The 23,056-nt window shown below is 40.4% G+C and carries 18 protein-coding genes; 7 read left to right on the top strand and 11 right to left on the bottom strand.

Features of this window, described 5'->3' with window-relative positions:
* Positions 1-222 precede the first annotated feature (222 nt).
* Positions 223-2,643, top strand: a complete 2,421-nt coding sequence (locus SporoP37_RS01440; RefSeq protein ID WP_198160041.1) for an ATP-binding protein — start codon at positions 223-225, stop codon at positions 2,641-2,643.
* Between the two features lie 254 nt (positions 2,644-2,897).
* Here the strand turns inward: SporoP37_RS01440 and SporoP37_RS01445 are convergent, their stop codons facing one another.
* Positions 2,898-3,155 (bottom strand): autorepressor SdpR family transcription factor, encoded by a 258-nt coding sequence (locus tag SporoP37_RS01445; RefSeq protein ID WP_081242022.1) that lies wholly within the window; start codon positions 3,153-3,155, stop codon positions 2,898-2,900.
* 469 nt (positions 3,156-3,624) lie between these two features.
* Between SporoP37_RS01445 and SporoP37_RS16785 the strand changes: the two genes are divergently transcribed.
* Positions 3,625-3,825, top strand: coding sequence for a hypothetical protein (locus tag SporoP37_RS16785; RefSeq protein ID WP_143565461.1), 201 nt, complete (start codon positions 3,625-3,627; stop codon positions 3,823-3,825).
* 207 nt (positions 3,826-4,032) lie between these two features.
* On the opposite strand, the gene SporoP37_RS17675 is transcribed toward SporoP37_RS16785, so the two are convergent.
* Together SporoP37_RS17675 and SporoP37_RS01455 are read right to left on the bottom strand one after the other, a co-directional pair.
* Entirely contained in the window at positions 4,033-4,308 is a 276-nt protein-coding gene (locus tag SporoP37_RS17675; protein ID WP_099662741.1) for a hypothetical protein, read from the bottom strand.
* Between the two features lie 43 nt (positions 4,309-4,351).
* Positions 4,352-6,637 carry a S9 family peptidase gene (locus SporoP37_RS01455; RefSeq protein WP_232329788.1) on the bottom strand — a complete coding sequence of 762 codons (2,286 nt, stop codon included), beginning with the start codon at positions 6,635-6,637 and terminating at the stop codon, positions 4,352-4,354.
* 376 nt (positions 6,638-7,013) lie between these two features.
* On the opposite strand from SporoP37_RS01455, the gene istA reads away from it, so the two are divergent.
* From istA to SporoP37_RS01470, 3 genes are all read left to right on the top strand, one after another.
* Complete coding sequence (gene istA, locus SporoP37_RS01460) at positions 7,014-8,432, top strand: IS21 family transposase (protein WP_335696860.1); 1,419 nt, start codon at positions 7,014-7,016, stop codon at positions 8,430-8,432.
* Complete coding sequence (gene istB / locus SporoP37_RS01465; protein ID WP_085430033.1) at positions 8,429-9,154, top strand: IS21-like element helper ATPase IstB; 726 nt, start codon at positions 8,429-8,431, stop codon at positions 9,152-9,154. Before istA ends, istB begins: the two co-directional genes overlap by 4 nt.
* A gap of 106 nt (positions 9,155-9,260) precedes the next feature.
* A complete protein-coding gene (locus SporoP37_RS01470; protein ID WP_085430034.1) occupies positions 9,261-10,442 on the top strand; it encodes an amidohydrolase in 1,182 nt (393 codons plus the stop codon).
* Between the two features lie 423 nt (positions 10,443-10,865).
* On the opposite strand, the gene SporoP37_RS16790 is transcribed toward SporoP37_RS01470, so the two are convergent.
* The 7 genes from SporoP37_RS16790 to SporoP37_RS01505 form a co-directional block, all read right to left on the bottom strand.
* A complete protein-coding gene (locus tag SporoP37_RS16790) occupies positions 10,866-11,024 on the bottom strand; it encodes a hypothetical protein (protein ID WP_155961284.1) in 159 nt (52 codons plus the stop codon).
* A gap of 115 nt (positions 11,025-11,139) precedes the next feature.
* Positions 11,140-12,390 carry a dihydrolipoamide acetyltransferase family protein gene (locus tag SporoP37_RS01480; protein ID WP_085430035.1) on the bottom strand — a complete coding sequence of 417 codons (1,251 nt, stop codon included), beginning with the start codon at positions 12,388-12,390 and terminating at the stop codon, positions 11,140-11,142.
* A gap of 27 nt (positions 12,391-12,417) precedes the next feature.
* Positions 12,418-13,458: an alpha-ketoacid dehydrogenase subunit beta gene (locus SporoP37_RS01485; RefSeq protein ID WP_081242028.1), complete on the bottom strand. Its 1,041-nt coding sequence runs from the start codon at positions 13,456-13,458 to the stop codon at positions 12,418-12,420.
* A gap of 18 nt (positions 13,459-13,476) precedes the next feature.
* On the bottom strand, positions 13,477-14,424 hold the full coding sequence (locus SporoP37_RS01490) for a thiamine pyrophosphate-dependent dehydrogenase E1 component subunit alpha (RefSeq protein WP_085430036.1): 948 nt from the start codon (positions 14,422-14,424) through the stop codon (positions 13,477-13,479).
* A 23-nt stretch (positions 14,425-14,447) separates the two neighbouring features.
* Positions 14,448-15,794, bottom strand: coding sequence for a dihydrolipoyl dehydrogenase (gene lpdA, locus SporoP37_RS01495; protein WP_081242030.1), 1,347 nt, complete (start codon positions 15,792-15,794; stop codon positions 14,448-14,450).
* A 261-nt stretch (positions 15,795-16,055) separates the two neighbouring features.
* Complete coding sequence (locus SporoP37_RS01500; protein ID WP_085430037.1) at positions 16,056-18,002, bottom strand: sigma-54-dependent Fis family transcriptional regulator; 1,947 nt, start codon at positions 18,000-18,002, stop codon at positions 16,056-16,058.
* 194 nt (positions 18,003-18,196) lie between these two features.
* Positions 18,197-18,610 (bottom strand): hypothetical protein, encoded by a 414-nt coding sequence (locus SporoP37_RS01505; protein ID WP_085430038.1) that lies wholly within the window; start codon positions 18,608-18,610, stop codon positions 18,197-18,199.
* A gap of 189 nt (positions 18,611-18,799) precedes the next feature.
* On the opposite strand from SporoP37_RS01505, the gene SporoP37_RS01510 reads away from it, so the two are divergent.
* Both SporoP37_RS01510 and SporoP37_RS01515 read left to right on the top strand, forming a co-directional pair.
* The gene (locus SporoP37_RS01510) at positions 18,800-20,050 is read left to right on the top strand and encodes an amidohydrolase family protein (RefSeq protein WP_085430039.1); all 1,251 of its coding nucleotides are present in this window, start codon (positions 18,800-18,802) and stop codon (positions 20,048-20,050) included.
* Between the two features lie 367 nt (positions 20,051-20,417).
* Complete coding sequence (locus SporoP37_RS01515; RefSeq protein WP_085431618.1) at positions 20,418-21,116, top strand: pseudouridine synthase; 699 nt, start codon at positions 20,418-20,420, stop codon at positions 21,114-21,116.
* Between the two features lie 57 nt (positions 21,117-21,173).
* On the opposite strand, the gene SporoP37_RS01520 is transcribed toward SporoP37_RS01515, so the two are convergent.
* Positions 21,174-22,853, bottom strand: a complete 1,680-nt coding sequence (locus SporoP37_RS01520) for a sulfite exporter TauE/SafE family protein (protein ID WP_081242034.1) — start codon at positions 22,851-22,853, stop codon at positions 21,174-21,176.
* Positions 22,854-23,056 lie beyond the last annotated feature (203 nt).

The following is a 23,056-nucleotide window of genomic DNA, read 5'->3' on the forward strand; positions in this document are numbered from 1 at the left end:
TTCATGAATGTTTTGACACAAGTGCTTTTTTCATTTTATTTCTCTTAACAAATCGCATATATTTCATTTGGTCCAGCAGCATTCTTACATGCGGGATCAGAAGTTGCCCCTGTGATGTTTAATTTACAAATTGAGTGTACTGAAAATTCTTTAAACAATGCGTGCATCGCCCTTTTTTAGGGTAGTAAGAGAATATAGAGGAAAATAGTGAGGTGAGTTCAATTGAAGCAATCTAACGAGCAACCTATTAAAAAAAGTGCTTCTTTACCAGCTGGCGAATTAAAAAAAGTTGTAGATTACTCCATGTTTACATTCGAATCAACAGAACAGGTTGAAAAATTAACAACGATTATCGGACAACAACGCGCACGTTCTGTCATGAATTTTGGACTTCACGTCAATAAACCCGGTTATAATATGTACGTCTCCGGAATAGAAGGAACCGGAAAAACAGCTTTTGTAAATTCGGTCGTAAACAGCTTTTCCGACCGGGAAGCTGAACTATACGATTGGTGTTATGTAAATAATTTCGAGGATGAATATAAACCGAAAGTGTTGAAATTACCTGTCGGAGTCGGCAAGAAACTGCAAAAATCTATGGAAAGTCTTGTGAATGACTTGAAAGTAGATATTCCTAACCGTTTTAAGGAAGACAGTCAACAAAAGAACCGTATTTCAATCATAAATAAATATAAAGAAAAAGTGGAGAAAGTATATAAGGAAACAGGAGAAATTGCGGCTGAATCAGGGTTTATCCTCAAGCAAAACGGTTCGACAGTTCTGACCATACCAATGGGCGAAGATGGACAGCCGATCAGTGAAGAAGCATATAAAGCATTAGACGAAAAACAATTGAAACATATTGAACAAAGCTCTGCTCAACTGCAAGAGATCATACGGGAAGCTACGAAATCCATCATACAATTTGAGCAGGAGCTGAAAAAGCTATTAGCAGACTTTGACCACAAAACTGCTTTAATGGCAATAGATTATCATATTGACGAGTTAAAAAAGATATATAAAGATTGTCCTGATGTGATCCATTATCTAAAGGCTGTCAGAGAAGATCTGGTAACTAATTTTCACGCGTTTCTGCCTCATGAACCTAAAAAAGAAGAAGAGCATCTTGGCATACTTTTTAAAGATGAACAACAAGCGTTTAAAAAATATACTGTCAACCTGCTTGTCGACAACAGTGAAACGTCAGGCATGCCTGTCATCACAGCGGATAATCCTACGTTTTATAATTTAATCGGCAAGGTAGAATATGAAAATCGGATGGGTCTGATGAGTACTGATTTCACAAAAATAAAACCTGGATATCTTCATGAGGCAAATGGCGGGTATATTATCATTCAAGCAAAAGATATTTTTTCAAAAACCCAGGCTTGGTCAGGATTAAAGCGAGCGTTATTGATCCATAAACTGCAAATTGAAAATCTGGGAGAACACGCAAGCATGATCGCTACCGCCTCAGTTAATCCAGACCCCATTCCGCTTGATGTCAAAGTAATTATTATTGGAAATATGAGCATTTACCAAATTCTTTACAATGGCGATGAAGATTTCCGTAAACTCTTTAAAATTCGCGTGGATTTCGATACCGAAATGAAGTACAACCAGGATAATATTACAGGGCTGATAAGTTTTATTCATACGCAGTGTAAAATGAATGGACTCCGGCATTTTGATCCGTCAGCTGTAGCAAAAATTATTGAATACAGCTCACGTATTGTCGGGCATCAAAACAAATTATCGACACGGTTTAATCTGCAGGCAGAAATACTGTATGAGGCGGATGCATGGGCAGACATGATGGGCGATGACATCGTGTCTGCAAAACATATTGAAAAAGCCATTAATGAAAAAAGATACCGCTCAAATTTATATGAAGAAAAGATACAGGCAAGCATTGATGAAGGAAGTATTCTGATTGATACAGAAGGAGAAAAGATCGGACAAGTTAATGGCTTAGCAGTTTATGACTTAGGACAATACCGTTTCGGCAAACCTTCGCGAATTACAGCAACAACTTTTATGGGAAAGAAAGGCTTTGTCAATATTGAAAGGGAAAGCCAAATGAGCGGCAATACGCATAATAAAGGTGTGTATATATTAGGGGGATATTTAGGACAAAAGTTCGCTCAAAAATATCCGTTAGTTTTGACAGCGCATATTGCATTTGAACAATCGTATGGCGGTGTCGACGGTGACAGCGCCTCAAGTACAGAGCTGTACGCAATTCTGTCAAGCCTGGCCGAAGTTCCAATTGATCAGGGGCTGGCTGTAACCGGCTCCGTGAATCAAAACGGCGAAATTCAGCCAATAGGCGGCGTCAATGAGAAAATAGAAGGATTTTATAATGTATGTAAAAATAAAGGGCTTACAGGCAAACAAGGTGTGCTGATCCCCCACCAAAACGTAAAAAATTTGATGCTGAATGACGAATTGATTCAGGCAGTCCGTGATGGTCAGTTCCATATCTATAAAGTGCAAACTATAGAAGAAGGGATAGAAATATTAACAGGAATTCCAGCCGGACAGCCGAATGAACACGGCGACTATGATAAAGAAACTGTATATGGAAAAGTTGCTGAAAAGTTACGGATGTTTATGGAACTGGCGAAGGAGCAGGAGAAGTGATTGCCCCTTCTGTGTATAAGGAAACACTATTGATGTAAAACATTTAGATGTTTGTAACATAGACATTCTTGAACAGGATCATCCTTCGAAAATTAAAAAGTAAACAAATTAAAGGTTTGTTTGCTTTTTAATTCTACTTGGAGTTTTCAACCATATTAGAAATAGGTTCTTGATATTTTTCCTTATATATTGTGAGCCAGCCCCCTCGTTATAATTAACATATGCCAGGACCTGTCCCCCATCTCCCGTCGCGCTCATTTATTCAATTTTATCATCCAAACCAGAAGATCTTGAAGAACTGCAGTATGAAGAGTGTAGTATATGTACTGCCCTTTCTTTTCAGATGTGACAAGCCCCGCATTTCGCAAGATCGTTAAATGATTGGAAATGCTGGGCTTGCTCATCTCGAATTGGTCGTGTATTTCACTGGCAGACAAAGAACCTTTTTCGCTGAGAATGGTTAATATGTTACGCCTTGTTTCATCATTTAATGCTTTAAAAATTTCGTTCAAAGTGAGTTCCTCCTCCGCTGAAAGTCTAATTAGATTATTATCTAATTAGGTATTCAACTAATTATATACCAATCTAATAAATTAAGAAAGTCTTTTCTGAATACTTATATGAATAGTGAATTAATCTCAATTGACCTTCCCGTTAAGATTCTATAACCCTTAATAATTCTCCCTGTTCTGTCTGTATTGTTTCAGCTTTCATTTGCAGGATTAACTGTTTGACGAGATCATACCGTGCCAGCCTTCCTGCTTTTCCTCCTATTCAATTATGTTTTACATTCACTTTACACAGTCGCTTTGTAAGAGTGAAAATTATGTATGCCGTTTAAGAATCTGCAGTATATCTTTATTTCATTTAAGTAGACAAAAAATCCGCAAGAAGAATTACTTCCTGCGACCGGTATTATAAAAAAATAAGGACACTCGATGTACCATGCTACATAACTTTCACTATTAAGGACATCATAAGTTGTGTCGAATAAAAAAACCGACAAGCATTGAGGTGATAGGGATGAAAGAAAAAAACTCCAATTCAGACAAGTATACGGTTGCAGGCACGAATATTGAAGAAGTAAAAAAGCAAAATGCAAACTCCGGTTTAACGTACAATGAGATCTATGAAGTACTAGCAAAAAAAATCGAAAGTGGGTCTGAACTAGATCATAAGTAACTACGTAGAGATAGAAACCACACCATAACCGTACACAAGAAAAACAGTTCTAGTCAGAAGAAACATCTGATTAGAACTGTTTTAGTTTATATGAGCATAACAGTTGAACGAAGAACAGCAAAGTCATCTCGCTTTTTTCCCTCTATTAAAAAGCTTCTCGTTGCAATAACGAGAAGCCTAAAGAGCAGTCATTAGATCCATTACACTTTACGGCTTGCCCGGCCCTTTCTCACTTGGTGTTACGGTCTTGTCAGATTTCTCCTGTTCAATCAACTCCATTAGGGCCGATCGATACTCATCCGTATATTTCGCCGCATCAAATGTCGTAGTCAATTGTTCGCCTAACGCTCGGTTAGGCGAAGCTTTGGCGCGTTTCCCCGTTTTTTCGCTCGGTTCGCATACACTTTGGCGCGTTGCCTCCCCCTGCACGAATACAAGAAAAAGACTGTCGCTAATGGCTTTCAGCAACAGACCTTTTATCAAGTAGTGGAATGCTTGTATCTACATGCGTACTTTCAATAAAATGTCACTTCAAATGCTTATCAAAAAACTCGATCATCGCATGATAAAACTCAATTCGATTTTCTTCATTTCGGAAGCCATGACCTTCGTTTTCTTTAAGCATATATTCCACATCAATGCCTCGCTTCTGCAAAGCTTCTACGATTTGGTCCGATTCAGCTTGGTTGACACGTGGATCATTTGCACCTTGTGCTACAAATAAAGGTGTTTTAATTTTATCAACGTGGAAGACGGGTGAGACAGATTCCAACAATTCTTTGTCATTGACTGGATGGCCAACCCTTTTATATAGGTCATTCCGAATCGTTTCCCAATATGGCGGCATGGTTTCGAGCAGCGTAAAGATATTGGAGACGCCCACATAGTCTACAGCTGCAGCATAAAGATCCGGGGTGAAAGTGATGCCGGCTAAGGTCGCATAGCCCCCAAAGGACGCCCCGTAAATTCCCACCCGATCGGGATCTGCAATACCTTGATCGATGGCCCATTGCACACCGTCCGTAATATCATTTTGGATCTTTAATCCCCATTCCTTGTTGCCCGCATCAGTAAATGCTTTACCGTAACCAGTCGAAGAACGGAAGTTCACTTGAAGCACTGCGTATCCGCGGTTGGCAAGTAGCTGCACTTCCGGATTGAAACCCCACACATCCCGTGCCCAAGGACCGCCATGCGGATTGACGATAAGCGGCAATTGTTCCACTTTTTTATTTTTTGGCACTGTCAAATAGCCATGGATGGTGAGCCCGTCCCTGCTTGTATAGGAAATGGGGTGCATGTCGGCTAATTGATCTTGATCGAGCCACGAAGAGAGTTCCGTCAATTTCGTCAGTTCATCTGTTGTCGAATCGTAATAGTAGTACGTGCCATAATCTTTATCACTTGAAACAAGTACAATAAATTTGTTCATATCTTCATTATAATCCTTAAGCGTCAGTTCGCTTTCATCCACTTGAAGTTCGTCTTTCACCTTGTGGAAAATGCGTTCTAATTCTTTATCGAAAAACTCATAATGCGATTTGTCTGTTACATACATGCTTGCTGCAAGTGCATCTTTTTTCTTATTGTAGAGAGTGTTCGTCACGTCTGCCTGTGGGTGGGAATAAAGGACTTTCTCATTTGCATCTAAATCGAACACAACGACTTCCATCTTATCCCGACCTTTATTGGATAAAGCATAAATGGATTGATTATCTTTTGAAAATGCGATTGGTGAAATGACATCACTTTCTTCTGTTTGGACAAACGGTTTGAAATCATCCTCTTCCGTTTCTCGATAAAGAATTGTACTATCTACACCATCCGTTTCAATCGCAATTCGGATTTTGCCGTCATGGTCTGCGAGCCAGTCGGTAATATTGCCGGGGTTTTTCGCCACATGGTCTAGGTCACCCGTTTTAACATTCAATCGGTAAACATCAAAGACCGTCGGATCGTCTTTATTCAAGCCAATAAGAATTTCATTTTCAACACCAGATAAGTTGCTGATCAATTGCACTTTGGCACCCGGATAAGGTGTCAAATCCCGTTCTTCCTGGCCATTGAATCTGGACGCATAAATATGAAAATTTTCATCACCACCGTTATCTTTCAAATAAAGGATGTGATTATCCTTCCAGAACGACGAAGCGACGTCCCGATCGGTTGAGCTCGTCACCCGAATAGGTTCATCCTCCTTATGCATCTTTTTGACAAAGACATTCATTCGGTTCTTCCATTCGGAACTATACGAGATATACTCACCATCCGGCGATATTTGATAACCGAAGTCTCCTGGGTTTTTCATGAAACCTTCTACGGAGATTTCTTTTACCCCTTTATTGTTAACTTCTTTTGAAGCAATTTCCTTTGCATTATTAATAATGCTTTCCATTTCTTTAGCAGTTACGGTTTCATCCTCTTGGCTGTAAACCTTTAAAAGCTGATAGATTTGTGCAGAATGCATATAATCTGCTGCGGACTTCTCCTGTTCCTCAATCTGAAGAGCGTGGACTAAGATTTTAGCGATTTGACCCTTTGTGATTTGTTCTTCAAAATCCAATCTATCTGCCCCAACCCACTGCTGAACGAGCTCATCTCTCATTTCTTTTGATCCATGCTGGTACGTTAGTTCATTTAAAGCGAATTGGATAAAGTCATGAACAGACACAGTATCATTAACTTTCATATTTCCCGCAACACCTGCAGTCTCCCAGCTAAGCGACCGAACCATTTCATTGGTCTTGGCACCGAGTGGATAGGATACAAGAAGTGCGGAAGCCATTGCTGCTAGTAAAGCTTGTTTTTTCACTGGTTAATCCCCCCTTTTCTGTAGTAATAATTGCGGTAATGTAGTATGTTTCATTGGCTTGTTTTCAATACAGAAATATGTCGGGAATGAGCTATATGACATGCAGTCATGAGGGATTCCATTAAGAAAAATAAGTAGCGATTACTATAAATGGGTGCTTTAATCGTATAGCATTGTGGAAGGATAAGTAAGTTGTTTAGTGCAAAATAGAAGTACATAGTTTTGAAATGAAAAAGTACATAACATTGCAACGTAAGTTTCAATAAAAAAAGGCTTGCCAGCCTCTTCAAACTTCTCTACTGTATTGGTGTCGAATCAAAACCAGTGGAGGTTGAAAGGAATGCTGACAATGCCTGAAATTAATTGTATCAAACTAATGAGAAATCAGAAATCATTATCTATCAACAAGATATCTAAAACCTTAGGAATTAATTGGAGAACTGCTAAAAAGTATGCTGATGGTGATCTATTACCTAAAGAAGCAAAGAGAAAAAGATCGGGAATGATGTATAGAGAAAAATGGGGAGAAATTGTTGGAGATTGGCTTTGGGAAGATCAGAAGCTTAAAAGAAAAGATAGAAGAACTAATAAAGGAATTTTTAAGGCCTTGCAAGAGATGGGATTCGAGGGGTCCTATCGGACTGTTTCAAACTATATTCAAGAATGGCGTGAAGGAAGAGAAGACCTGGAGGATGAAACGAAAGACAAAAGCTATGAGAGACTCATCCATCCCCCTGCTGAGGCACAATTAGATTTCGGATTGATGCAAGCTGTGCAGGATGGAAAATACCGAGATGTTCATTGTTTGGTTATGACGCTTCCTTTTAGTAACAGTGCATTTGCCATCCCATTGCCAGCAGAAAATCAAGAGTGTCTTTTACACGGTATGAAACTTATCTTCGATCAACTTGGTGGTATTCCAAGAACAATCCGTATTGATAACATGAAAACTGCAGTGGTGAAACCAAGGAATAGAAATGAAGAGGCTGCTTTTACCCAAGAATTTTTACAGTTCGCCACTCATTATGGATTTGAACCACAAGCCTGTAATCCATATTCTGGTCACGAAAAAGGAAATGTAGAAAATAAGGTGGGATATGTTCGATATAACTTTATCACTCCGGCCCCTGTTATAGAGGACTTAGACCACTTGACAAAGCTACTGCAAGAGCAACTAACGACAGATCGACAACGTATTCACTATAAGAAGCAAGTTCCGTTACAAGAGTTACTGGAGGAGGAGCATCAATATCTTTTAGCATTACCTGAAGAAGAATATCCAGTATTCAAAGAGGAGAAAACAAAAGCGAATAAGTATGGAGAAATCACGTTAGATAAAACGAAGGTGTATGTTCCAAAAGGATATAATTACAGTCAATTATCCGTAGTGAAGTACTGGGATCGCTTTAAGGTGGTGTCTCCTCACGGAGAGCCGTTATATCAAGACAACCGACCCTATATGCATAAGAATCGCGAGATTCCTTGGCAATCCATCTTGAAAGCATGGTTGAGTAAACCACGGGCAGTAAGCTATTCACGTTATTCAGCTTATTTACCTGGTCGACTCTTTGAATATCTAAACATCTCTAATCTTTCGATTCGCAAAGAGCGTATTCAATGGATTATCGGGCTTTTAGCTACGTATGAAATGAATGAAATCAATAATCAATTCTACGAACTCTTAAGTGGTCAATCGGACGAGTTAAAAGAGCCAGATGCGCATCCCTATAACATTGATTGGAGCAAGTATGATCAGCTTCAGAGTGCTCCTCAGATTGAAGGTGAGGGGAAATGACCCAAGATTTACAGACCATGTGCAAAGCATTGCGCTTAGCGCACGTGCATGATGTTTATTCAGATATCCCATTTGAAAATTCTGCTCAATTTCTTGAAGCTTTATTAAAAAAAGAGCTGCAGTTACGGGAAGAAACGAAAGCCGAGAGATTGATTAAGAAAGCAAGATTTCTGCAAAAGAAGTCCCTTTCGGCATTTCAATGGAATGAACAGATTCATTTTCCCTCTCATATTGATTCGCAAGAATTATGTACGTTAAGTTTCATCAGGCGCAAAGAGAATGTCATTCTAACCGGTGCGCCCGGTACAGGAAAGACTCACTTAGCTACGGCCATTGGTTATGATGCGTGTAAAAGAGGGCTTGAAGTACGATTTTACCGGGTTTCAGATCTAGCAGAAGCATTGGAGAAATCCTGGCAGGAGGGAAAGTCAACGCAGTTTAGAGCGCGTTTTAAAAACGTAGACCTTATCATATTGGATGAAATGGGGTACATACCATTCAATAAGGAAGGGGCAGAACTCCTCTTTCAGCTGATTTCTGACTGGTACGAACAAAAAAGTTTAATCATCACATCAAACTTGGAATTTAGTCAGTGGAATCGCGTTTTTAGCGATTCTAGATTGACTGCAGCATTAGTAGATCGGGTGATACATCATGCCCATATATTGAATTTTACGGGAGATAGTTTTAGAGTAACAAACGCTTTATCACGTCAAAAATAATACTGAAATGAAGGCTGGCAAGCTTATGTATTTTACTTTGCATTCTTCTGCACTTTTATCTTGCAAAACACATAAGTGAACCTTATAAACGAAGGGGCGATTTATAATGAAAGAACAACTCATGAAAATGCTTGAGGATAGAAAAGAAGAAATGATTCAAATCCGGCGTTATTTGCACGAACATCCTGAGTTATCCTTTGAAGAGGAAAAGACAGCGCAATATATCATCGATTTTTACAAAGGAAAAGATGTTGACATTCAAACAAATGTTGGGAATGGCTACGGGATCATCGCTACGATCAAAGGTGAACGCCCCGGTAAAACAATTGGTCTTCGTGCGGACTTTGACGCACTCCCCATCCATGAGGAAACAGATGTACCATTCAAATCAAAAAATGAAGGCGTTATGCATGCTTGTGGACATGATGGACATACAGCGTATTTACTCGTTCTGGCGGATTGTTTGATTCAACTGCAATCAAAGTTGTCTGGGACTTATAAAATAATTCATCAGCACGCGGAAGAAGTACCGCCTGGTGGCGCCAAAAGTATGGTTGAATCCGGACTTCTTGACGACCTGGATGCGGTATATGGCATTCATCTTTTTCCAACAAATCCTGCTGGAGATGTGGGTTACTGCAGCGGCTATACAATGGCAGGCCGTTCCTTTTTCAAATTAAAAATACAAGGTGTCGGTGGGCATGGATCGTTTCCTCATCTAGCAAATGATGCGATTGTAGCGGGTGCGCATTTCGTGACAGCCGTTCAAACCGTGATCAGCCGTCGATTGAATCCGTTTGACATGGGCGTGATAACCATTGGATCCTTCGATGGTAAAGGGCAATTTAACATCATCAAAGATTCTATTGCAATTGAAGGTGATGTACGTTATATGACCTCGGCTACACAGAAATTGATCGACAACGAAGTACATCGAATCGTAAAGGGCATTGAAGAAGAATTCGGCGTTACATGCGAACTGGAGTACGTTCCGGATTATCCCCCACTTTACAACGATCCTGAAATCACAGCCGATGTTGTAAAGACCATTGAAAATTCGAGTGAACCAGAAATTCATAAGATCGTTGAATTTCCACGTTTCTCGGGATCAGAAGATTTTGCATACTACGCAGAAAAATTCCCGGCTTGCTTCTTCTTTATTGGCAGCAAACCGAAAGGCGCAGAAAAAGCATATTTTAACCACCATCCGAAATGGGATATTGATGAAGATGCCCTACTTGTTGCAGCAAAAGCAGTGGCAGAAGTTGTTTGCAGTTATAATAAATAGGATAGCAACAAAAGACTAGCTAGGTGTGGCCAGTCTTTTGCCTTTCTTGGGTACTCAATCCTATTTGAAGGTCATGATGAGCTTATATTGCGTTACTCATTAGAAGCTATAGGTAACATTGGGACATTTAAAAAATTTCCGTGAACTAGGAAGAACTGTAAATGAAAATCTGCAAAGTCCTGAGAGTCCAATAATAGGAAGCAACTCCCAAATAAATAAGAATGGACGCTTGCGTTGATCTTCCGTAAGATTTTTTATATCTTTTCGCAAAGCAATAAAGAACAAAAAGAGCACTACACCCGCTACAACCAGTTTAATAGCCCCTGCCAACACCCATCACTTCCTTTCAGTAAAAAAAGTACCCGTGCAGAAAACTTTCGTGTTTGTTTACACATTCACGTTTGTTTCTTGTACAGGTACTTTTCACTTTTCATTCACAGTGCCTGTCTTCCTGGAATCAAGAACAACCTGTTTATCAAGTTTTGCAGCCACAGCAATTTTCTCAACTTCTACTCCCATTGCTAAGAGACTTTGAGCCGTTCTATTCTTCTCTTCCTCTGCCTTTTGAGTTGCTTTCTCCATAGCCTTCTCCGTAGCCTCTATACATTTTTTAGCAGCGCATCAAACCTGCAGTATATCTTTATTTCATTTAAGTAGACAAAAAATCCGCAGGAAGAATTACTTCCTGCGGCCGGTATTATAAAACTAAAAGGTAAGGAGACTCGATATATTTTGCTAAAGCAGATAAGAACTCTGCCGCCGTAGCACCGTCCACGATTTGATGATCGAATGTTATGCTGAGTGGAATCTTCTTGCACGCAGTAACGGTTCCCTCATTCGTAAGTGCCAGCTCCTCTTGGAGAGATCCAATACCTAAAATACCTGTTTCAGTTGGATTTAAGATCGGCGTGAAATATTCAATTCCACTTGCACCTAAGTTTGTGATAGTGAATGTCGAACCTGAAAGTAAGTCTGAACCTGCTTCACCGCTTCGTGCTTTTTCTGTAATCTTCTTCATTTCATCGGCAAGCGTCCCAATAGTTTTTTGCTGTGCATTTTTAATGACAGGGACGAGTAAGCCATCGTCTAGTGACGTTGCGATTCCCAAGTGAACTTCGTTATACACTGTTAATTGCCCATTATGATATTTGGAGTTCATCGATTGCACTTCCTGCAGTGCTAATACGGCTGCCCTTGCCAATAAAACAGTTATGCTTAGTTTTATGTCTGGATGGCTGGCACTTACTTTATTTCGCAATGTTTGCTGGAATTCGATCAGCTGATCCGCGTCAACTTTACGATGTAACGTAAGCTGCGCAGATTGTGCTAAACTTTCCCGCATATTGCGCGCGATGGCTTTTCTCATAGGTGGTAGCCCTTCGCCGATAGATGTGCCAGATACTGTTTGTGGTGGTAAAGATTCTTTTGGCTGCTGTGTATTCTTGAACGAGCCACTGGCCAGCACCCGCTCAATATCGCGTTTAGTAATTCTGCCGTTTCCGCCAGAACCTTTTATTGTTTCAATATCAATCGCCTGATCCTTTGCCATTCGTCTGGCAAGCGGTGTAATAAAAATTCGTTCACGGGACGTTTGTTCCGTTTTTGCGTTCATTGAAGGTTGCTTTGCTGAAGAGCCGGGCTTTTCGTATTCTGTAACTTCTACGCTGACGGCATTCGTATCCTGTTTGTCTGCTGCAGAAGCTTTTTCATCTTCTTCTCCAATTATTGCAAGTGCCTCCCCAACTTTCAGTTCATCTTCCACATCACCGAGTTGTTCCAGTAAAACACCTGAACACGGAGCTTCCACGTCTTGATTTAGTTTCTCTGAACTGATCATCAGCACCGGTTCACCTTTCGTAACTGAATCACCCACTTCTTTATACCATTCCGTGATAGTGCCTTCTGTCATCGTCATACCTAACTTTGGCATTACAATTGTTTCGCTCATTAGTATTCACCTCCTGGATCGTCTCAATTACTTTAAATCTGAGATAATTTCTTCAGCTACACGTAATACTTTGTCCGCATCTGGAATATATGCTTTTTCTAAATTGGCTGCAAAAGGCACCGGTGTGTTAGGCGCACATACTGTTTTAATAGGTCCATCTAAGTAATCAAATGCTTTATCAGCTACAACGGACGCCACATCGGTCGCGGTGTTATTATGTGGATTCGATTCATCAATTACGATGAGGCGTCCTGTCTTTTTAACTGACTCTATGACAGTTTCCTGATCCCACGGCGAGATGGTGCGTAAATCAATTACCTCCACTTTTACCCCGTCACTGCTTAAGCGGTCTGCTGTTTCTTCCGCGACTTGAACCATTTTCCCAATGGCGACAATGGTAAGATCACTTCCTTCACGCACCACTTTCGCTTTACCAATTTCAACGGTGTAATATTCTTCAGGAACATCACCTTTCATTCCATACAGCATCTTATCTTCTGAAAAGACCACTAGATTATCATCTTCAATCGCCGCTAGCATAAGACCTTTTGCATCATACGGGTTGGAAGGCACTACGACCTTTACACCCGGAATGGCACCGAATAGGCCATACAATGTTTGTGAGTGTTGTGCCGCCGCCCCTGCTCCGGCTCCGTGAACTGTTCGTACAGTAAGCGGTATTTTTGCTTTGCCGCCAAACATATAGCGCATTTTCGCTCCCTGGTTCAAAATAGGATCCAGCGCGAAACCTACAAAGTCGTTGAACATTAATTCCGCAATTGGACGCAAGCCAGTTGCAGCTGCACCGACAGCTGCACTGAAATACCCGTGCTCTGCAATCGGTGTATCAATTACACGTTCCCGTCCAAACTCTGTTACCAGACCTCTCGATAATCCAAACACGCCGCCGAATGCATCGTCATATCTTCCGTCATCTTGAACTAAGTGATCCACTTCAGCACCGCCTGCTACATCTGTTCCAATTAAAATTACTTTTTCATCATTGCGCATAGACTGTGCCATCGCCTCGTTAATTGCTGTCATGAATGTAAGTTTTCTTTCCGTCATCGTAAGTTCCCCCTTTTCTTATGCAAAAATATCCGTATACAAAGTAGAGATATCCGGAAGCGGACTTTTCTCTGCGAACGCTACTGCCTCATCGATTGTTTTCTTGGCATTCTCTTCAATTTCATCGGCTTGTTTCTCTGTCATCCATTTATTTTTAATAGCTTTTTCGCGGAATTCTGTGATCGGATCACGATCTTTGTTTGGGTCATCATCTGTTTTATATTTCTGTTCATCCCCTTCAAAATGTCCGTAATGTCTATACGTATCGCATTCGATTAAAGTAGGGCCTTCACCGGATTTTGCACGTTCAATTGCTTTTTTAGTAGCTTCATATACCGCTTCCACATCCATACCGTCTACACGAATGCCGGGCATATTGTAGGCAGGTGCTCTTTCAGCAACCGTTTCTGAAGCAGATGCATAACGGAAAGGTGTACCTTCCCCAAATTGATTATTTTCACAAACGAAAATAACAGGTAAGTCTAAAATAGAAGCTAAATTAAGTCCTTCATGGAATGTTCCTTCGTTGGATGCGCCGTCACCAAAGAAACAAACGGCTACATGGTCTTGTCCAAGTGTTTTAATAGTCAATGCGGCACCAGCTGCTAAACCAAAGCCGCCGCCGACAATTCCATTCGCACCAAGCATGCCTTTGTCTACATCAGCAACGTGCATCGATCCGCCTTTTCCTCCGCCAAGTCCATCCCGTTTACCCATAATTTCAGCCATCATACCTTTAATGTCACAGCCTTTTGCAATCGCATGCCCGTGACCGCGATGGGTACTCGTAATATAATCGTCGTCGTCAAGAAGTGCCATTACACCAGTAGCGACAGCTTCTTCTCCTGCGTATAAGTGAACGAATCCAGGAATAAGCCCTTTTCCAAATGTACGATGTACTTCCTCTTCGAAAAATCGAATTTCATTCATCTTCTGGTAAATCCACAATGTTTTTTGCTGAACCATAAAAATTCCTCCCTCTATAAATTTTATTGATGAATAGCCCGTCCGAAAAATGCGTTCGCGCTTTCACCGATTGCTTCTGAAACAGTTGGGTGAGCGTGTACGAAATTTGCCAATTCGTGCATCGTTCCTTCCGCATGCTTCAACACCGCTGCTTCATGAATCAATTCTGTTGCATTCGACGCAACGATCACTGCACCGAGAATTTCTCCATACGTTTCCTCCGCAATGATCTTAATAAATCCCTCCGTCTCACCCATTGCGAGTGCTCTGCCGTTTGCAGAAAGAGGGGAAAATGAAGTTCTGACTTGGTATCCTTTTGCTGCTGCGTCTTTTTCATTTAACCCGAACGAAGCGATTTCGGGCTGCGTGTAAACACAGCGCGGGATAGCAGATTGATCTAACGGATGAACGTCCTCTTCTAAAATGGCTAAAATAGCTGTCAATCCTTCAGCGCTGGCCGCGTGAGCGAGTTGATAGCCGCCAATTACATCTCCGATTGCGTATACATTTTTGACGCTCGTTTCATAGCGTTCATTGACAGAAATATAGCCTTCTTTTAAGTCAAGTTTCAATTCTGTAACTGCATCAAGAGTAGGGGTTCTGCCAGTTGCCACAAGTAAATGATCAAATGGGTAGCGCTTGTCTTTCACTAACACGTATTCTTTTGTGATGTGTTCGATCTTTGCATTGGTTAAGACATCCACATGCAGTTCTTGCAAGCGCTGTCTTATAATCTTTCGGGCATCCGCATCTTCAGTCATTAAAATGTCATCTGCTGCTTCGATTACAGTTACCTTTGTACCAAGCGGCGCCATAGCAAAAGCGAGTTCAATCGCAATCACACCGCCTCCTATAATTACCAGTGAAGCAGGCAATTTCTGAATATCAAAAAACGTGTCCGTTGTCAGATAATCGACTTGTTCCAGACCGGGGATGGGTGGAACAAAAGGTCTGCTTCCTGTAGAGACGATTAAGTTTTCTGTTTGCAGCTGTTGCTCATTTACCGTGATGATCTGTTCTTGATTGACCGAAGCAGTGCCATGAAACAAAGTAATTTCGTTTTTCTTAACCAAATACTGTATACCTTGTACTAACGCCGTTACCACTTGATCTTTCCGTTTCATTAATTTCGGGAAATCAATTGATACCTCGCCTGTGGTAATACCCCACTCATTCGCTTGATTGATAGTTTGAATCACTTCACTATGTTGCAGAAGCGCCTTGGACGGTATACATCCGACATTCAGACAAGTGCCGCCCAGTTTATTTTTCTCAATCAGCGCTACCTTTTTACCTGACTGCGCTGCACGGATTGCCGCTACATAACCGCCGGGCCCTGCGCCAATTACCGTTACATCAAACTTTTGCATAACTTCGCATCACCTGCTTTCGCCAGAATTACCCAAGTTCTCTATTCATTTCGTTACTTGAGGTTCATCTATAATAAATGCAAGAAGCGTGCCAAATAAGTTCAGATATAGTAAAAAGCCTTGAATCCATCATATTAATTAGGCACTTGACAATATTCTGTAGGTTTCTCCACTTGAATAAAGTGTCTCATTAAGACAGAGAAGTGTCTCAGTGTATCAAAAAAAGCCCTGAACTAAACCATGGGTTAGTTCAGGGCTGTATTAATGGGCAACCACATTATATTGTTTCATTTTTCGATACATGGTAGCACGTGATATACCCATACGCTTTGCTGCGTGAGCGACCACTCCATTATCGGCTCGTAAAGCTTCTTGAAGTTGCTCTTTTTCTGTTAATTGTGTGTTTCTGGTCATCTCAGGTGGCAAATGAGACGGCGTTAAGATATTTCCATCTGCATTAAATAAAGCTTGTTGGATAACATTTTTTAACTCACGGACATTACCGGGCCAATGGTATTCAAGGAGGCATGTTATGAACGCAGGAGAAATGTGCATGAGCTGCTTTCCAAATTCACCAGCTAACTCCTTAACAAAATGAGACGCTAACGCTGATATATCTTCAGCCCTATCACGAAGCGGCGGAACAGTTAATTGAATAACTTTTAAACGATACAGCAGATCTTCACGAAAATGTCCATCTGACACAGCTTCTGACAGATTGCGATGTGTAGCCGCAATAATTCTCACATCAATTGGAATAGCTTTTGAACTGCCGATTCTGGTCACTTCGCGTTCTTCAAGAATCCGCAACAAATGGACTTGGAGATCCAACGGCATGTCACCAATTTCATCGAGGAAAATGGTTCCGCCCTGAGCCATTTCAAACTTCCCCGGACTTCCTTTAGCACGGGCGCCGGTGAATGCGCCGGCTTCATATCCAGAAAGTTCACTTTCTAACAGATTGCGCGGCACTGCACCACAGTTAATAGCGATGAATGGTTTGTCTTTTCTATTGCTTGCCTGGTGAATGGCTTGGGCAAATACTTCTTTTCCGGTACCTGTTTCCCCAGCAAGAAAAATTGTCGCATCAATTGCCGCTGCCTTTTTCGCCTGCTTCTGAACATATGAAAAGGAATCAGATGACCCGATCATCTTTTGAAACGGGTCCGTTTGTTTCTTTTCATCAAATGTTAGACTGTGTTGCTTTTTAGCATGAGTTGCTGAATTACCAGCTTTCAAAAAAATGATAGCGCCTAAATATATATTTTGAAATAAGACGGGTTGTACTGAACATTGATACAATTGTTTTAGCCGCTGATCCTGTATTACTTCTCTTATAACCGCCTTCCCGCTGAGCATCGCATAATGTACAAGTTCATCTAATCCTTCCAGGAATTGAGTATGCAGGATATCGGAAATATAAGAGTGGTTATTTGCAACAGCGTTTCTTTGTACTATGTTTTTCTTGCTGTCGACTATTAAAACTGCATCTTGCGAATCTTCCATTGAATTTGTAAGGGAAAGATTGTCATGTAAAATGCTTTCATATACTTGGTTAATGATCGTATTAGACAGATTGTGCGCTTCCGATATAATTAATCTCAATGTATGCGGATGAATATGAGGATTGGAACCTGCAATATTGACAACGCCCAACACTTCCCTTGTGAAGGGTGCAATCATAGGGGCGGCTGCACAATACCATTCATGATTTTTCTTACAAAAGTGTTCAGAGAAAAGCACTTGGGCAGGACTTTTGGTTTTTAATGCGACACCTACAGCATTCGTACCGGCAGATTGTTCAGTCCACGTACCGCCGGTAAAAATATTGAGCAGTTCCGCACGTTTCAATGTTTTTCGATGACCAAATGATTGTAATATTGTGCCGTTAAAATCAGTAAAGGATAGCATCGTTTCCGATTCATGCAGTATATCCAATAGACTTTCTGCACGTGGAGTGGCAAACGATAGTAATTGTTCATTTTGCAGCAAACAATTCTCCAGTTCATGATGTGTCAAAATTTCTTCAATGGAAGTTTGAAATGGGTTAACACCAATGGACTTCGAGTTTTCCCAAGAATCAGAAATTTCCTTTCTTACTGATCCGTCAGTAAGTGATCCTATCTCATGATATTGTTTCCAAGCAGTTTTAGTGGAAAGATTGAATTCATTCGGCTCAAGAATAGCTTTTCTAAGTAATTGATTCATATCATTACCCCCATACTGTTCTTCATTGGTTGGCAGCTGCCGCTTATTATGTACACTATACCATAATTTGAATAATAAAATGTAAGCGTATTCAAATACACATTGTAATAGAAATAGTTTGGTTAAGGGTATATTCATACTTTGCAAATCACTTAATAAGCCGTCCTCCCTAACCGATTGAGGACGGCTCACTATCATGCAATCTTTACACTGTCTAAAAAGATAAATCCAAATACCAAACCAGCTATCGTTTGGATTGTTGAATTCCCCGCATACATCAACTCCGGCAAAAGCGGCAAAAAATTTACTCCGAACGGCGAAAGTACAAAGACAGGCAATGCTAAAATACAAAGAGACGGCAGCCCTGCCCCTATGAATTTTGCCCAATTAAAGGTCCATTGTTTACTTACTTTGATTTCCTGTATAAGTTTTGGCAACCTGAGCAGTATACCAATCAGAATAGGAAATATTGCTGAAAATAATACAAAGGATGATGGATTATAGTTTTTCATATATTCTTGTTTCAACACCATCTGGTATTGGGCACTTGCATAAATTATAATTCCCAAAACGATCGTCCATCCAAAATAGTAAAAGAACTTTCTCATAAACTTGCCCCCTCTCGTTTTTATAATGACTCTTCCGCGCTTTGACATAATGATCTTCAACTACTTCGCTTCTGTGCAGATGTATTATGTTATGCGAAGGGTAAGATTTTTGGTTTATCTTTCACAACTGTTATACTGGATCATGTAACCGGGCAGTATAGCAGAATTGACAAAGGAGTTATGGATACTATGAAAAAGTTTATTAATGCGACTATATATGGGGATTCGGAATCCCGTGAATTTTTAGTGGAAAATGGCCAGTTTAAAGAAATTGGCAACGACTTACATGGAGCAGATGAAGTAATTGATTTACAAGGCCGTTTAGTGCTGCCTCCTTACGTTGATCCGCATTTACATTTAGACTATATTTTCTCAGGCCTTGGAGAAGGAAATGCGAACGTTTCAGGTACATTATTTGAAGGTATACAGCGCTGGAGTGATAATAAGAAATCACTGACTGAAGAAATGGTGCGCGAGCGTGCAATTAAAGGAATTCAAAAAGAATTAAGTAAAGGCGTTCAATTTATCCGTACACATGTAGATATTACTGACCCTAATTTAACAGGGATGAAGGCTTTAGTTAAACTGCGCGAGGAATTAAAAGATATTGTTACATTACAGCTTGTAGCATTTCCTCAAGAAGGTTTCTTCAGATACAAAGGCGCCGAACGTTTAATGGAAGAAGCACTTGAAATGGGTGCTGACGTAGTAGGTGGAATCCCCCACTTTGAAATTTCATATGAACATGGTGTTGAATCATTGAAAAGAATTGTTGATATGGCAATAAAAAATAATGTGATGATCGATATTCACTGCGACGAGAATGATGACCCTAATAGCCGATTTTTGGAAGTGCTCAATGCGCTCGTTATGGAGAAGAATTATGGGAAATATACAACAGCCAGTCATACATGCAGCTTCGGTTCAGTAGATAACAGTTATGCCAATAAAATGTTGGGGTTATTTAAAGAATCACAGATTAACTTTATTTCTTGCCCAACTGAAAATGCACATCTGCAAGGACGCGGCGACAGTTATCCTAAACGCCGCGGCTTAACCAGGGTAAAAGAGTTGTTGGAAAACGGAAATAACGTCGCATTTGCTCAAGATTCAATTGCTGATTACTGGTATCCGTTAGGCAATGGAAATATGATGAATATTTTAGACAATGGAATTCATTTAGCACATTATACACATATTGATGAAATTAATAAGGCGTTCAATCTTATCACTTATCACGGCGCAAATATTATGAGGGTTACTGATGAGTATGGTATTGAAGCAGGAAAACCGGCTAATTTTATCGTGCTGGATGCACAAGACGCGTATGAAGCAATTCGCGAGCGATCGGAAGTACTAATGTCCGTCAGGAATGGCAAGTATTTATTCAAACGTGAACCGCGAAGAAATGAAATAGAAATAGATTTCTTAAAACAATAATAAAATTACCTGAAGAATTTATTCTCCTCAAACTTTATGTTGAGGAGAATTTTTTATTTGCTGATCGATCAGTTTTTAATCGACTTGAACTTTTGCTTTCTGAGGCCTTTCGGTAAACTGCCCTCACTTGTTATCATCTTAAAAGTCAAGCCCAGTTAAATCATACCTTTTATCTTCCACATACTTCCTTCTTATGATTATACCAAACATTTTCGGGATTCATGTCGTCGTTATGAATAATTCCATAAGAAATCAAGGACAAGCAGATTTCATACAGCGGCTGAATTCAAATGGATGCATATTGCGTATAGGTACTCGTGCTATAATTAAAGAAAATGAAGCGGCAGACAGACAAGGGGCGGAAATATTGAGGTTGAATCAATACATTAGTTCTTCAAGATTCTGTTCCAGAAGACAGGCAGAGCGGTATATTACTGCTGAAAAAGTTCTGGTAAACGGAATAGTTGCGTCTCATGTTTATTTTGTTCAAGATGATGACCAGGTCGAAGTTGACGGTCATAGAATCACACATACTGTTGAAACAGTTTATATTATGCTGAATAAACCGCGTGGAATTATTTGTACAGCATCTCCTGCTGTTTCGGATAATATTTTAGACTTTGTATCCTATCCGGAACGCATCTTTCCAGTAGGGCGTCTGGATAAAGAAACAGAAGGCCTCATTTTATTAACAAATGACGGAAGTATTGTAAACGCATTAATGAGAGTGGAAAACAATCAGGAAAAAGAGTATATCGTAACTGTCGACAGAATCATCACAGATGAATTTATTACAAATTTATCAAGCGGCGTAGATATTTATAACCCGAAAAAGAAAGACTATACGAGAACCAATCCTTGCCGTGTCATTCAGCTGGATGAATACTCATTCCGTATGACGCTTTCACAAGGATTGAACCGGCAAATCCGCAGAATGTGCAGACGATATCAATATACCGTCACGCGCCTGCAAAGAGTCCGGATCAAAAACATTCAACTTGGTTCGCTGGAGCGCAGTCACTGGCGCTATTTAACTGATGAGGAAATTGCAGGACTCAAAGTGTAAACATATACCTTCATAAAAATAACCTGACAACGCAAATGCGATGCCAGGTTATTTTACTTATTTCATACTATTATTTTTTACTATTTTTACAGGCAGGAACAGTTCTCCCGTTTCTAAATACGTTATAGACAGCTGATCGCCTGCTTCAATATAAATTGACAGCGGCTCTAGTTCTGATGATACCAGGAAATTGCGGCCATCTTCTGCCAGGATAGAGACTAGCGTGAAATCACCGACCCGTTCTTTGAATACGCGTGTAACTGTAATATTTGCCTTCGCTTCTTCTGCACCGGAACTTCCATCAACTGTACTGCCGCCCCGTTGAAGTGCCGTTTTATACAATTTCAACGCTTCATTCGGTGAATTTGCAAATACAGAGATCTCAGGATTTGCAGCGGATACGATGAAGTAGTTTTGCAGAAATCCATTCGAATCAAGTACCGGCGTTAACCAGCTGGCTTCACCATAAAAGTTGTACAGAACCGGCATTTCTCCGCTCCATTTCTTTTCTATAAACTTCTTTTCAATGATCTGAAGAGCCCCTTGGGAATCCATATATGATTCTTCCAGATTTCCCGTATAATACGTTGCTTTCCCAGTCCGCCCATCTGTTAATGAATAGCCAAGCATTGAATCAACGCCTTCTTTGGGGCTAGTGAAATCAGTGAAGTAATACATATGTCCATCCGCATCAAAAATAGGGCTGACATTTGCTTCCGTACCTTCATCTGAAGGAATCTTCACATCTTTTTTCCCGACTAGTGAATTCCAGAAACCATGAATATAATTTCCAAAATAACTATTTTGAAGGCTTACTGCTTCAGGGGAAACCGCTCCATTAATAAATTCAGGAATATCCTGCAGCGCAAACTTTTTCGTTGCACCCGTTTCAGGATCCAGCATCACAATTCCTTTAGCATTGAACCCGTTCCGCGCAGATATGAATTCACCGTATGTGCGAATATAATGCGGCTTTCCTTCATCATCGACTTCCAATTGTACGTCTCCATAAAATATTAAATCCGGCATTTCCATCCGCATTTTACGGTCCACTTTTTTATGGAAAAAAGATGATGGTGTGTAGGCCATTTCCGATTGGATAAATTTCGGATTATCCGCTGAATCTGTTGCGCTCATCGTAAAATAACCCGGTGTCGTTTTTCCATTAAACCATTTAAAAAAACCTGAAAATTCAACAGGGGCAATATACACAAATTGATTATTTACTCTTTGAATCTGTAAATGACCCAGCTCATAATAGCTCGTATTGGGCACCTGACCAAAAGCCTTTTTCATTTTATTTCGCGCAAATTTCGGAGGTACACTGGCCGGTGTTTTCGTTTCGTCAAATGCAGTAATCTCTACTTTTTGGGACATTTCCACTATGTCATACTTTTTATTCGCGTTGAATAGCGGTGCACTTAACACATATGCACCAATCATCAGTGCGGCCAGCGATACGATCATTTTCACTTTGCGTTCGATACCTGTCGAAACAACTGCGCCTGCAATTGCGGCAACGAGCAGCAATGCCCAAAGTGAGGTCCAATTACGATCTAGATTCGTTACGTAATAAAAGATAAAGACACCAATTGTGCTAATCGCTGTGATCATCACCAAAGCAGTCCAGCGGTTAAAAGACAAGGATTCTTTTTTTGCAGTTACAGAAAGGATTGGAACCAGAATAACACTGGCGACAACACCCGCAAGTAATGAAAATATCAGCAAATTCCACATAAACAACACTCTTTTCCGCATTCAAGATTTTATTCCTTGCTACATATACGTGCGAGATTGGAAATCGTTTCAACATATGCTCAATTCTTCATGTCCTTAAGCATCAGATGTTTTATTCTCCAGATCATATCCATGACGTTTGCTGTTCTTAAACGGAAGATGTTTCATATATGAACATATAATAAAAAACACCTGTGAAGAAC

The organism is Sporosarcina sp. P37 (genome assembly GCF_002109365.1).
Classification (GTDB): domain Bacteria; phylum Bacillota; class Bacilli; order Bacillales_A; family Planococcaceae; genus Sporosarcina.

Bases quoted from the DNA above. Each gene is read 5' to 3' on its own strand.
- SporoP37_RS01520 (WP_081242034.1), bottom strand. From the start codon at position 22,853: ATGTGGAATTTGCTGATATTTTCATTACTTGCGGGTGTTGTCGCCAGT.
- lpdA (WP_081242030.1), bottom strand. From the start codon at position 15,794: ATGCAAAAGTTTGATGTAACGGTAATTGGCGCAGGGCCCGGCGGTTAT.
- SporoP37_RS01480 (WP_085430035.1), bottom strand. From the start codon at position 12,390: ATGAGCGAAACAATTGTAATGCCAAAGTTAGGTATGACGATGACAGAA.
- SporoP37_RS01500 (WP_085430037.1), bottom strand. From the start codon at position 18,002: ATGAATCAATTACTTAGAAAAGCTATTCTTGAGCCGAATGAATTCAAT.
- istA (WP_335696860.1), top strand. From the start codon at position 7,014: ATGAGAAATCAGAAATCATTATCTATCAACAAGATATCTAAAACCTTA.
- SporoP37_RS01510 (WP_085430039.1), top strand. From the start codon at position 18,800: ATGAAAAAGTTTATTAATGCGACTATATATGGGGATTCGGAATCCCGT.
- SporoP37_RS01490 (WP_085430036.1), bottom strand. From the start codon at position 14,424: ATGGTTCAGCAAAAAACATTGTGGATTTACCAGAAGATGAATGAAATT.
- istB (WP_085430033.1), top strand. From the start codon at position 8,429: ATGACCCAAGATTTACAGACCATGTGCAAAGCATTGCGCTTAGCGCAC.
- SporoP37_RS01470 (WP_085430034.1), top strand. From the start codon at position 9,261: ATGAAAGAACAACTCATGAAAATGCTTGAGGATAGAAAAGAAGAAATG.
- SporoP37_RS16790 (WP_155961284.1), bottom strand. From the start codon at position 11,024: ATGGAGAAAGCAACTCAAAAGGCAGAGGAAGAGAAGAATAGAACGGCT.
- SporoP37_RS01505 (WP_085430038.1), bottom strand. From the start codon at position 18,610: ATGAGAAAGTTCTTTTACTATTTTGGATGGACGATCGTTTTGGGAATT.
- SporoP37_RS01485 (WP_081242028.1), bottom strand. From the start codon at position 13,458: ATGACGGAAAGAAAACTTACATTCATGACAGCAATTAACGAGGCGATG.